This is a genomic window from Mycobacterium kyorinense, assembly GCF_002101735.1.
GTDB classification, from domain to species: domain Bacteria; phylum Actinomycetota; class Actinomycetes; order Mycobacteriales; family Mycobacteriaceae; genus Mycobacterium; species Mycobacterium kyorinense.
Genome location: NZ_LQPE01000134.1, coordinates 1 through 10955, shown reverse-complemented (window position 1 = coordinate 10955; position 10955 = coordinate 1). Strand labels below are relative to the sequence as shown.

General features: G+C 64.1%; 14 protein-coding genes. 2 read left to right on the top strand and 12 right to left on the bottom strand.

Translation table 11 applies throughout. The features are described from left to right. Positions 1 to 19: 19 nt before the first annotated feature. Positions 20 to 301, bottom strand: coding sequence for a hypothetical protein (locus AWC14_RS29230; RefSeq protein ID WP_085241362.1), 282 nt, complete (start codon positions 299 to 301; stop codon positions 20 to 22). 209 nt (positions 302 to 510) lie between these two features. On the opposite strand from AWC14_RS29230, the gene AWC14_RS16585 reads away from it, so the two are divergent. Next, positions 511 to 1200 carry a hypothetical protein gene (locus AWC14_RS16585; RefSeq protein ID WP_083071653.1) on the top strand — a complete coding sequence of 230 codons (690 nt, stop codon included), beginning with the start codon at positions 511 to 513 and terminating at the stop codon, positions 1198 to 1200. A 175-nt stretch (positions 1201 to 1375) separates the two neighbouring features. Here AWC14_RS16585 and AWC14_RS16580 read toward each other — a convergent pair whose 3' ends face one another. The 10 genes from AWC14_RS16580 to AWC14_RS16540 form a co-directional block, all read right to left on the bottom strand. Continuing rightward, the gene (locus AWC14_RS16580; protein ID WP_084264280.1) at positions 1376 to 2917 is read right to left on the bottom strand and encodes a radical SAM protein; all 1542 of its coding nucleotides are present in this window, start codon (positions 2915 to 2917) and stop codon (positions 1376 to 1378) included. Between the two features lie 8 nt (positions 2918 to 2925). After that, positions 2926 to 3219 (bottom strand): hypothetical protein, encoded by a 294-nt coding sequence (locus tag AWC14_RS16575; protein ID WP_083071652.1) that lies wholly within the window; start codon positions 3217 to 3219, stop codon positions 2926 to 2928. A 194-nt stretch (positions 3220 to 3413) separates the two neighbouring features. Then, entirely contained in the window at positions 3414 to 3914 is a 501-nt protein-coding gene (locus tag AWC14_RS29675) for a hypothetical protein (protein ID WP_249026336.1), read from the bottom strand. Further along, positions 3911 to 4696: a prolipoprotein diacylglyceryl transferase gene (locus AWC14_RS16565; RefSeq protein WP_084031303.1), complete on the bottom strand. Its 786-nt coding sequence runs from the start codon at positions 4694 to 4696 to the stop codon at positions 3911 to 3913. Before AWC14_RS16565 ends, AWC14_RS29675 begins: the two co-directional genes overlap by 4 nt. A gap of 30 nt (positions 4697 to 4726) precedes the next feature. Further along, positions 4727 to 5101: a hypothetical protein gene (locus AWC14_RS16560; RefSeq protein ID WP_236723813.1), complete on the bottom strand. Its 375-nt coding sequence runs from the start codon at positions 5099 to 5101 to the stop codon at positions 4727 to 4729. 152 nt (positions 5102 to 5253) lie between these two features. Then, positions 5254 to 5805: an RES domain-containing protein gene (locus tag AWC14_RS16555; RefSeq protein ID WP_158089915.1), complete on the bottom strand. Its 552-nt coding sequence runs from the start codon at positions 5803 to 5805 to the stop codon at positions 5254 to 5256. Beyond that, complete coding sequence (locus AWC14_RS28755) at positions 5802 to 6134, bottom strand: antitoxin Xre/MbcA/ParS toxin-binding domain-containing protein (protein ID WP_158089914.1); 333 nt, start codon at positions 6132 to 6134, stop codon at positions 5802 to 5804. Before AWC14_RS28755 ends, AWC14_RS16555 begins: the two co-directional genes overlap by 4 nt. Positions 6135 to 6238: 104 nt before the next feature. Then, positions 6239 to 6832 (bottom strand): hypothetical protein, encoded by a 594-nt coding sequence (locus AWC14_RS16550; protein ID WP_139807294.1) that lies wholly within the window; start codon positions 6830 to 6832, stop codon positions 6239 to 6241. An 18-nt stretch (positions 6833 to 6850) separates the two neighbouring features. Further along, complete coding sequence (locus AWC14_RS16545; RefSeq protein WP_083071651.1) at positions 6851 to 7984, bottom strand: hypothetical protein; 1134 nt, start codon at positions 7982 to 7984, stop codon at positions 6851 to 6853. A gap of 12 nt (positions 7985 to 7996) precedes the next feature. Further along, positions 7997 to 8497 (bottom strand): hypothetical protein, encoded by a 501-nt coding sequence (locus AWC14_RS16540; protein WP_083071650.1) that lies wholly within the window; start codon positions 8495 to 8497, stop codon positions 7997 to 7999. A gap of 132 nt (positions 8498 to 8629) precedes the next feature. Between AWC14_RS16540 and AWC14_RS28750 the strand changes: the two genes are divergently transcribed. Beyond that, a complete protein-coding gene (locus AWC14_RS28750; protein ID WP_158089913.1) occupies positions 8630 to 10180 on the top strand; it encodes a helix-turn-helix transcriptional regulator in 1551 nt (516 codons plus the stop codon). A 143-nt stretch (positions 10181 to 10323) separates the two neighbouring features. On the opposite strand, the gene AWC14_RS16530 is transcribed toward AWC14_RS28750, so the two are convergent. Further along, positions 10324 to 10779, bottom strand: coding sequence for a hypothetical protein (locus tag AWC14_RS16530; RefSeq protein ID WP_084264306.1), 456 nt, complete (start codon positions 10777 to 10779; stop codon positions 10324 to 10326). Positions 10780 to 10955 lie beyond the last annotated feature (176 nt).

The window sequence follows — 10955 nt, the reverse complement described above, 5'->3', positions numbered from 1 at the left end:
AACGGCGCCCAACCCGCGCTCAGCGCCGCCGCAGCAGCCTGATTTCAGCTCTGAGGTTGACACAGAGGGTGTCATGAGTCTGCCCCCATGTGACCCATCGACGCACTCGCCGGTTGGTGGAGATCGTCGCGAACGCCACGGTGACCAAACACAGGCCCCCGGCCAGAGTCAGCGCCATGCTGATCCAGCTGTTCTGGCCAGCGAAACGTGCCGCATTGCCCAATGACAGCGCCGCCGTCAGCATGATCGCGGTGAACCTCACCCAGTCCGATCGGGTCCGCGCGATTTTGAACTCGCTCACTGTGTCTCATTCTTTCCTGGGATGACATCGGCGCTCAACCCAAGCCGGGTTTATCTCACAACGCTAGCGCTGGCATGCGGCGCCAGGCCCCCGATCTCGGCGGCATGGCGCCGCCACCGATTCGGCGTCACGCACGCTGGCCGAAGACTCGCAGCGTAGCCGAAGCCTCAGAGCTGCCAAATGTCGTTGCCGACTGAGACAATGGGACGATGACCGCTACTCCCGGGCCGGATTGGCGGCAGCGCCGTAACGACTTCCAGGAGCAGATGCGCCGAATCCAGGCCGCTAGCACCGAACGCCGAAACCAGTACGGCGATATTCTCTATCAAACTCGCCAGCAGTTGACCACGACCGCGATCCTGCGGCAGGCCCGCATGGGCAAACTGGAACCAGACTGGCGGGACCGACTTACAACGATGGACTACACCGCCCTGCTGGCCATGAGCCCCGGCTACCAGCTCTATAGCGATATGGACACATTGCTGCTAACCGAGCTGCGTTCGATGCCTGTTGCCGACTGGGAACCCAACGCCGGTGCCGATTGGCCCCGCGCGCTTGAATCCTGGCGAGAAGCCAGCCATGAAACTCTCGACCGTGCCCTTGCGATCAAGTCGAGCGTTAGCGACGTCCTGTCTCGGGCGAATGTTGAGCAAACAGCAGTGGATACGATTGCCCGCAGTCAAGAGATTACTGCGCTCTATGAACGTGATCTTCTCATCGAAGGTTCGTATCGGGCCGCGCTGTGTGCTGGCGGGCAACCCGTCGATTGGCGAGGCTGGCTGCGCGAGCGAGTCGAGGGCTGGCCTGATCTTCCCGCGCGCGCAACTGTGCTTGGCGCGCTGGAAGATCCCGATTATCACAGTGATTGGGAGTTTCTGCCTGATTATTGGCGGCGATGAGGTCAGGATTTGCTTTGTCGGCGCGGTCGCGCAAGATCGTATGGCCGGTTACCGGGTTGGTCGTGAATTGGTTACTGCCCGGAATCAACGATTCGCATGACCCGACGATGTCATCGAGTTATGCATTGCTCTGCTCGGGCGTTGTTTCCCGTGTTCGCTCGCGGATGGTGGCCGATTACGTTGCCACGATGGGTAGTTGGCGTGCGGCGGCTGCCGATAGCCGCTGCTGGCTCAGCGCGGGCCATGCTTGCACGGCGCAAAACGGTGCGCACTGATCTTGTGATGAGCGGGTGCCGACGTGCACGCAGCATTGGGTGAGGCGTTCTTCGATCATTGTCGACATATCCATGAATGGTTTGACGCTGATCCGAACTACCCGCTCCCCCAGCAGATTCCGTAGCTTGCGGTGCCGGCCGGGCAGGGCGCTGGATGCCAGGGTGAGCAGTGTTGACATGCCTAGATCGCAGCTGTCGCAGATGGTGCGCCAGATGTCGCCGATCTGTGGATGCGATAGCGAGGATTGCTCGGAGAGTAAGCCGAGCAGTGATTCGCGCACGGCCAGGCGCAGCTCGCGCGGGAGCTCGGTGTCGGCGATGCGGTTGGCGACGAGGCCGAGCTTGTCTTTGAGGTTGTCGTGGCCTATCAGCGCGACCAACGAGCGCCAGTGTCCGGTGTCGTCGCGCATTAGGTAGCCGATCGAGCAGCAGTGTGGGTGTGAGCAGGGCAGTGCGGTCAGATCGCGCCACGTGACCAGACCGGCTGTTTGGGGTTCTAACCGCGCGAGTACTCCGGTGTGGGTGAGCCGATTGGTTGGATCGATGTAATCGGAGCGGCCAGAGCCGAACTGCGGCTGGATCGACACTCCCCCCACGTAGGGGGTTTGCAGGGCGACCCGGAGGACGTCGCCGATCTCGGTGTCGTTGACGCCCAACGCCGCTGTCATCACCAAGGTGGTGAATACTTCTCGTTCCGACAGGCGGCGGAGCGCGTCTTGTTTGAAGCGGCGTAGGTCGCCGCCGCGGTGATAGCGGTGGGCCGATAGTGATAGGCCGTCGTATTGCAGGTAGGTTTCCACGCGCTCGCGGTGCTCGGTGAGCAGGTCGAGTAAGTCATTGTCGGTGGCGATGCGTATGCCGTTGGTGTTGAGCAGGATTCGGGTGATCGGTCGTGCCGTGAGTTCGGCCAGCAGCTCCGGCAGGTGTGGGTGCAGGGTGGGCTCGCCGCCGGAGAGCATCAGCACGTCCAGTCGGCCGTTTTCGCGTTCGAGGCGTTGATCGACGTTGGCGAGCACGTCGTGCAGCGAGACCACGCCGCGCAAATCCGGTGAAGATTCGGCGAAGCAGGTGGGGCAGCGCAGATTACACGTTGCGGCGATGTCCTCAAGCAGGATGCAGGTGTGCTGGGTTTGCATCTCCGGCAGGCCCCGAAGATAGGCCGCCGGCACTGGGTCGAAGTTGCCGGCCACATCGGCGGTGTGTGATTTGGTGGGGGCCGTCCACTCCTCGAGGTAGGCAAGGATTTCCGGATCCTCGTCATAGAGGGTGCGCACCAACCCGTGGGAGGGGCAACCGCGCTCCAACCAGACACGCTCGTCGCGCACGGCTAGCCAGCCGCTAAGCCGCGTGACTTCGCTCAGCGGGCGATCCGGTTGCTCGGTGTGGCAGTGGGGGCAAAATGCGTTGACGTAGCGGTGGATTCGGTCGCCGCGTAACTGCATGCCGACCATCAGTAACTCCGGTAGTCCGATGGGTTTAAGCCAGTGCAGTAACCGGCCGAAAGCACAGAGATCAGCGCCCAGCCGATGATGAGGCCTAGCCCGATAGCTTTGGTCGATCGGTTGTGCGCGAGTAGCAGTGCGCCGCCGCCGAGGAGCGCGATCACCGCGAGCGCGACCGCCCCGATCGCCATCACCGTGTGTCTGTGTTCGCTGGTGCCGGTGTATTGGTTCATTTTGATGAACACGGGCACGTTGATGGCGATGTAGAGGCCGATGCCGGCTATGACATTGCCGGTCGGCATCCGTGATGGGGTTGGCCTTCGGGGGCGGGGCCGGCGGCGCCCGCGGCGGCCCCAGGTCGATGGGTCCGCAGGGTCGGGCGGATCTGGTGGTGGTGTTGTCATGTGGGTGCTTTCAGGCTTGGGGTCAGAGGTGACGGTAATTGCGGACGGGTGTGTCGGCCGGCAGTAACCCGGGCGTGGAGCAGCATTGCTGGTCACCGCCAGGTGTACATGGCGGGATTGAGCCCTGTGCAGATGCCGGCGGTGAGGATGGAGGTGAGCGCCCAGCCGATCATGAGCCCCATGCCTATTCCTTTCGGCCAGGGTTGGCGTCGTGATCGGGCGATCAGTGCAGCGCCGCCGCCGAATGCGACCGCGCCAAGTGTGACCGCGCCGATCAGGAAGGCGGCTTTCGGTGAGATGGCGTTGGCCAACCCGAATAGCACCAGCGGCCCGAACACGAGGTTGATTGCCATGTAGATGGTGATGCCGGCGATCACGGCTCCGATGGTTTCCCCGCTGGAACGTGGCGGCGGGGGTAGTTGGCCGGGATCGGGGTAGGGCGGGAACTGCTGCGGCGGGTGGCCGGGTGGGGGCCAGCCGCCCTGCCACTGGCCTGGCGGGTACCAGCCTTGTGGTGGCTGGTGTGGATCGTGCGGTTCGCCGGGTCCCGGCGGGCCTGCCTCAGGTGAATCCGGTGGCGGCGGCACGGTCATGCGTGGACGGGCTGTCGTCGAAGGGCCTGGTCGTAGTATCCCCGCCGGTAGCCGTATCCCAGCCGCAAACCGACAACGACCAGTGAGGGCAGCAGAAACCATTGCGGCCGGGTTAATCCCAACCAAACTGTGTCGTTTGCGCGGACGAACTCGACGAAGAACCGGAACATCGCATATCCGGCGACATAGATGATGAACAGTTCCCCCGGGTGGGTGACGCGGGTGCGCAGCCACAACAGGATCCCGAACATGGCGAGTTGGAACGCGATCTCGTAGAGAAACGAGGGGTGCATCGCCACACCGGCGACGCAGCCCGGGCATTTCGGCGTGGTGGCTGGGGCATGCACTCCCCACGGCAAGCTGGTGGGCCGCCCGGGCGCTTCGGTGAGATGGCAGCCGATCCGGCCGACCGCCATGCCCAACGCGACGGCCGGCGCGAACAGATCCCCGGTCTTGCCGCGGTAGCCACCGATCCGTTTGGCTACCAGCACCCCGACATAGGCGCCCAGTAGCCCGCCAAGGATGCTGCGGGCCCCGAACTCCCACGCCTGCAGCAGGGTTGGGTTGAACCGGAAATCGAGGTGCTCTGCCCACCCCGACAGTCGCATGCCGATCGCCCCGCCGACGAGAGCACCCGTTACCGCGACTAGAGATTGGTCATTCATCGCGTCGCGCCGGCGCGCCTCGGTGAGGAAGACAATCGCGGCTGCGAACACTCCGAGGCCGACGAACAGGCCGTGAACGGGCAACACCAGCGGGCCCCACCGCCACTGCGTAACCACTTCGACAGCGTAAACCCTGAGTCTGGGCGGTTAGTCGATCCAAGGGCGCCGATCAGCTGTGCCGTCCGGCGATGGTGCGTCGGGCGTCCCCGGCGCCGGGTCAGGTTGGCGGTTCTTTGCGGTCAACGCGTAGATCCGTCTGTTGATCTTCAGATACGGCGAGGCCAGGTAAGCAAATCCGACAAACATTCCGCCGAAGAAGCCGACCACGGCCAGACCGTTGGGCCAGATTCGCCCGACCCCGACCATCATGAATACGATTCCGATCACGGCAGTCGTCCAGTAAAAGCGGCGGGCCCGCTGGCGGTCGGAAATGTAGCGATAGCGCAGTTGCGCTCCCGGCAGAGCGAGGAAGACGACGGCAACCATCAGTGCGGCGCGCTGGACAGCTTCGCCGGTGGACACCGCCCCGAGCCTACGGGGCAGGTCGTGGCAGTGTCTCGCCAGCCCGAAGGTCTTATCCGCCAACGTCTCCGGGGCCATTGCGTTAGCGCTGCGGGACCAACGGTTCGAGGCACGTTCCCGTGAGCGCTTGCTGAATGCCGCCAAGTGACGGTTCAGGCGAGGCCGAGATGTGTCGCGGCCTCGGTCACCGCAGCGTCGGCAACCGATAGTGTCTGTACGGCGTGCGCACGCAATTCGGCTGCGGCGCGGTCGAATAGCGTGATGTGAATCCAGCTCGCTTCCAGCGTCGACCACCACCGCAGTCCGGCAGCTTTCGGGTGACGGTCGAACTGGGCGACCGCGTAGGCCTGAGTGACTGAACGGTGATTGGTGGCTACGACGGATGGGCGCAGCGACTCTTTGGCCAGCACGGCCGGTTCGTCGAGGTCGATGAGTGCGGCGTCGTCGGCGAGCTCGAGCTGCGCGAGCGCGAGTTGGCGGCCGGAGCGCACCAGCAGGTCGGGATGCAGGTCACCGGTGCCGCGGAAGGGAGCGAGCATTTCGGCAACAGCTGACACTGCCAGTTCGGCGAGGTAGAGGCAGCCGTAGCGGTCCGGGGCGTCGTGGCGGCCGCTGCCTTGATGTTTTCTGGGTATCCAGAGGGCGTGGCCGGGCTTTCCGGCGGGGGCGGCTGGATCCCAGGGCAGGACGCGCCACAGGATCAAGCGAAGCTGCCGGCTTGTTCGTTGGCGATCGCGTCGAGTAGCTCGCGGGTTTGTCCGCGCCGGATGAGGTCGATGGGGCGTCGGTTGCCCAGGCTTGGGTTCAGTCCGACGAGCCAGCGTTCGGCGGCCGCGGCGGAGTAGAGGCGCAGGAGGTGCGCCATCACGAGGTCGAGCAGATCCACGCGGCCGGCGTTGATGTCATCGATGCCTTCGCCGCGGCGCCACCGGGTGACTTGGGCGGCGTTGACGTCGAGCAGCTCGGCAAGGCGGCGCTGGGAGCCGAAATCGCGGCTGAGTGCGGTGACTTTTTCTTGCGTCGACACGGGCATACCCCTTAGTGTAGCGCAACATAAATCGTTGCGCTGAGTCCGCGGCTGTGGCATACACGCAGCTACAGCCACTTCGACGGGCTCGGGATGCGTCGGGCCCCGCGCTATTTTTTGGTCAATGTCGCTGGCAGCACCGCAACGCTGGGTGGGTTGCCGCACGGTATGTCGTTGGTGACCGTTCCGGCGAGCGTGGCGCTGTCGATGACGTAAGTCATCGTCGAAGTGACAGGGTTTCCGACGCAATCCATTGGGAGCCGGCGCGTCGCTTGCCACTTGTTGTCGACCAGGTGCAGATCGGTGCTCCACCCCAGCGATGACTTCACGTGGCTGCACGCCGGACCGCATGGGGTGATTTCCCACGTGGTTGTGCTCGGTACACCGCCTGCGCGCGGTTGGCCATTGATCGTGAGCTGACTGCCGTTGGTGACGAACGTGTACGTACCGTTCAGTTCAGGTTGCGGCGGGGCCGAGGTGGACGCCTGACGCGAAGACGCAGACGAGCATCCGCTCAACGAATCGCAGACAAGCACACCAGCTACGACCGCTGCCGCCACTATCGACGTCGACCCGCGATATTCCCGCACCGTCCCGTGCTCCGTGTTCGGATTCGCCTGACGCGACTCACGGTAGTTCTCCTCGTGCGGTTCACAGGGCGCGGGGCTGTGTTGAGGGGTTCCGGTGACCTCCGCTTCGGTCACGGTAGGCCGCAGGGTGTTTTAGCGGACAAGTGCCTGGACCTTCTCGCCGGCGAGTAGCGGGGCGTCCGTGGGCCCCTTGATGTAGGGGCCGCGGAAGATCACCTGGTGTCGGCCCAGGCTGGGATACCACTGGCGGACCTTGTGCATTCGGACTACCCAGGAGTGTTGCCAGTTGACTTGCCGATGGCTGGTGTCGGCGGAGGCGGCCTGGTGGAACCGGCGCAGCTGCACCACCCGGACTTGCTCCCATTTCTGTGGTTTGGTGTCGGGGCGTTCTTGGCGGCAGCGCGGCGTGATGGTCATGGGTTGGGCCGCTATCCGAAGGAATGCGAACACGTAGCCGATGACCGCTGCGGTGGGCCCGCTTTCGCAGATCCAGTTGTACTCATTGTCGGGGCCGGCTTCGGCCATCGCGTTTTGTGCTGTCCAGCCCGGCTGGGGGGTGCCGGATCGGAAGGCTTCGTGCGGGATGGGGCAGCTGGTCGCGGCCTGGGTCTGGTCGAGGGGGATTTGGATGGTTGTGGGCCATGGTTTCGGGTTGGGGCCAGGAATGTGTTGCTGCCAGTCCCAGCGCGACCAGTAGTGAATTCCCAGCGTTGGCGCGCCGTTTCGGGCCGCAGCGACATGCCAGGTGATGGCCTCGACGTCGGCCCATCCGCGGGAGTCGCCGATCTGGACTGTGTGCGGGAATACGAGGAAGCCGGTTTCCCAGGCGATGTCGTCGCGGGTCAGCGTTTTGAGGTCCTCGGCGTCAATGGTTGCCGTAGCCGCGACGACAACGCGATGCATCGCAGGGGCAATGACGAAGACCTCCGCGATACGCATCGCATTGGTCTGCCGCTCGGTGAGCGAGCTGATCAGATCGCCGATCGTGGTCTCGTCGAGAGTCTCGACGGGTCGGGCGAACAGTTCCTCGTAGTAGTCACGCAGGTCGTCGGCGCTGAATTGCCTTGTCTCGTCGGCGAGGGCGAGCACGTCCTTGACCTCGGCGATGGCGCTTCGCCGGCGGGCGCTTCGAAACAGCGGGTGGCCGAGTGCGTTGACGATCTCGTCGCGCATTTTTGCGGCGCGTTGCGCGTCTGCGGTGGCGGTCCACTGCCGGTCGACGCGCTGCTGGTGACGCTGTTTGGCGGCCCGTTTGTGCCTCGACATCGAGCTGGTTGCCTATTTCCGTCCCAGGGCCGCGGCGGCGGGATCGGCGGGGCCGTCTGGGGCGGCGAGCTGGGGTGGACCGGCGACGCGGGTTCCGTGATGGTCGGAGAGGATCCGCCGCGCGAAGGCGATGCGTTCCTCGAGCATGTGGACGTCATCGGTGTCGTAGAACGTTCGTGTGCCAGAGATGGAAAGGCCTGCCGCGTCGGCGATCTGCTGAAGTGTGTATGGGCGGGGCTTGACTTTTTCGCGCATGTAGGCGACCAGCAAAGTCATTTGTTGCTCAATCTCGTTGCGGCGTCGGCGTAGGTGTTCCAATGCGTGCAGTAGCGGATCCGCGCCGTCTTCTTGAGCTAGGAACTGGATGCTCGCTGCGCGGCCCTCGAGTTCAGTGATCCACGCGTCATACTCCCCGTGTTCGTTGGTGCAGTCAGGCGGTGGAGGCGGCTCGAGGATGGCCGCGAGATCGACGTCGGACTCCGTGGAGCCGTACTGAGGCGATGCGAAAACCATGATTTCATTTCTAGCAAGAATTTGCGCTCATCGCAACTATATGCGTTCACCGCAACGTCCCGTGTCGCTACGCCAGAATCCGGCATCGCCATGTACCGTCAATCCAGACCGAGTATGGATTCCGGAGGCATCGTGAGCGTATGGAGTGACCGCGCCTGCTGGACACAGACAGCATGGACCGCCGAACAGACCGCCAGGCTGACCGGACTCAAACAGGACACCATCTATCACTACGTCTCCCGTAAAGACCCCAAGTTCCCCCAACCCCGGACCGAAGGCGGCCGGATCCACTTCACGGCCGAACAAGTACTCCGTTTCATCCTCGAGCACCGCCCGCGCCGCTCCCACACAGTGGTGCCGCGCCTATTCCCACGGATCCCAGAACCCACGCCGGCGCAGTTCGTCCGCGCCGAACAGGTCAGTGTTGCTGACGTCGGGCGATTCGCGGTCCACAGTTGGCAGCCCAGCGACGGCGGCCGCCAAGTCGCGATCGCCTACCCCGACCGCGAAAACACCGTGCACATCAATAACGCGGCGGCGATGCCAGGCGCGCTCCTCGACCAGCTGCCGGCGCGGATCGAAGCCGTCGCCGTCCCCAATGGGGAGGCCGCATCCCTTTACAGCTCAACCGAGCCCACGCAAACCGCGCCGTTAGTCGTTGTGGCTGAACGCAACCCGGTTTACCGCCACGACCCGGTGGGCCACGGCGCGGCCCGCTACCGGTGGTGGGATCTTGCCAACCTGCTGCGCGTCGACATCCCGTGGTGGTCGCCACTGCTCAACGAACTTGACGCCATGCTGGCCTGGCGCCCCGGCACGCCCATCACCCACGTCACGCCCTATGCACCTACGGCTGACACCGGCTACATCGCCGCGTTGGCCGCCCCCACCGATTCTGCGGCGCTGCGCACGGCGATCGACAAGCTCACCACCCGAATCCTCATGCAGCTCAATGGCCCCCGGCCACATGACGACAACTACTTAACACCGGGATTGACCCAAGCAGCGATCAGCACTCTGAACACCAGCCAACCCGTACCAGAGCTCACCGCCGACGAGGCAGCACAAATCCTTCACCACCGCGTCGACAAGCGCGCCGCCAATCAGGCGCTCCGGGTTGCCAACCACTGGGCGTTCATGCCTGTACTCACCTACGCGATCCGGATACAGCCACGATCGGCCGGTTCGATGGCGCTCCGATGGATCGCCCGCCTAACCGATGTCACACCTGACCGGCGCACAGAACTCGGTTTCTGGTTCATCGCCAACTACTACGGCGACCGCGTGCAGCCAGTGCGCTGGCTACGCGACCCCTACAACCCCAACACGTGGATCATCCACGGCGACAACGACACCATCTACGCCGGCGTGGGAACACACATGCCGGCAGCCACCGGTAAGCTCACCGACGCCGAGATCGACGACGAAGCAGCATTCTTCCGCGACAGTGCGGGCCAAATCTGGCCGCTGCCCGACACCGGCTACCACTATTACCGCACCGGCTACGACGGCGCCGGCCCCCAACGCCTCGCCGAAACACTGACCCTGCTGCTGCGCGACGCCACCATCGACGTGCACAAGCCACCACATTTCAACCCCGGCACCAAGCTGTACCAGTTACTCTCCCGGCAAGAACCGCCCATCACCCTGACGGCCGAATTCCTCTCCAGCCACCCGCATTAACCAAGCAGCCCACAGTGTTCAACGGGGATAGGCTGATCGCCTCGTGCTCCAGCTGCACACAGACTGCCGACCTCGCACACCGCGCCTAACACAGGGCGGCAGGTGCCGACAACAGAAGTAGGCCCGGCAAATTCCCGACTTCCTTATTTGGGTGGCAGTCCGTGTAGTTGGCGACGGTTCGCGGTGGCGCGCTCAGCCCGGCTGCGACGCCGGTCGCGGCGGCCAGCGCGCTCCAGTCGCCGCTCCACTACCCAGTCGGCGAGGTGTGGCAATCCGTAAACGAAATCTGCGAGCCAGGTGATTTCCTCGTCGGTCAAGCTGCGCAGGTGACCCCACTGATCACGCGCGGTGACCACGACTCGACCGCGCATCAGGGGCACGCTGCGTCCGGTGAAGGTGCTAGCCCCGAGCAAGATTTTCGTGGCTGCATGGTTCAGTTTCCGGTGGCCGGGATGCAGCGACGGCGTGAGCCAGAAGTCGAACGGTCCTGCGGGAATGGTCTCTAGATGCTCGTCGCGGATCGCGTCGGCGATGTCATCGACCGAACCGACCGTGAGCCGATAGACCTTCTCGTTGTGGCTGGCGAATAGTGTGTCCATCGCGCCCCCCCTCTCTTGAAATCTACTGTGGCTACTTGCGTTTAGCGAGTACACCGTGCCCAGGTCCAGACTGTGATCGGCCCGCAGCTCCTGGCAGGTCTAAGAGTTGACCCGTATTGGGTCATGCAGCGCCAATCAGCTTGGGGGCTGGTTGTTTTCGGCTGGGCCCGCGACGT

What these genes read in the sequence shown, in the direction of transcription:
- AWC14_RS16585 (WP_083071653.1), top strand. Translation starts at nt 511, where the DNA reads ATGACCGCTACTCCCGGGCCGGATTGGCGGCAGCGCCGTAACGACTTC.
- AWC14_RS16580 (WP_084264280.1), bottom strand. Translation starts at nt 2,917, where the DNA reads ATGCAGTTACGCGGCGACCGAATCCACCGCTACGTCAACGCATTTTGC.
- AWC14_RS16575 (WP_083071652.1), bottom strand. Translation starts at nt 3,219, where the DNA reads ATGCCGACCGGCAATGTCATAGCCGGCATCGGCCTCTACATCGCCATC.
- AWC14_RS29675 (WP_249026336.1), bottom strand. Translation starts at nt 3,914, where the DNA reads ATGACCGTGCCGCCGCCACCGGATTCACCTGAGGCAGGCCCGCCGGGA.
- AWC14_RS28755 (WP_158089914.1), bottom strand. Translation starts at nt 6,134, where the DNA reads ATGCCCGTGTCGACGCAAGAAAAAGTCACCGCACTCAGCCGCGATTTC.
- AWC14_RS16545 (WP_083071651.1), bottom strand. Translation starts at nt 7,984, where the DNA reads ATGTCGAGGCACAAACGGGCCGCCAAACAGCGTCACCAGCAGCGCGTC.
- AWC14_RS16540 (WP_083071650.1), bottom strand. Translation starts at nt 8,497, where the DNA reads ATGGTTTTCGCATCGCCTCAGTACGGCTCCACGGAGTCCGACGTCGAT.
- AWC14_RS16530 (WP_084264306.1), bottom strand. Translation starts at nt 10,779, where the DNA reads ATGGACACACTATTCGCCAGCCACAACGAGAAGGTCTATCGGCTCACG.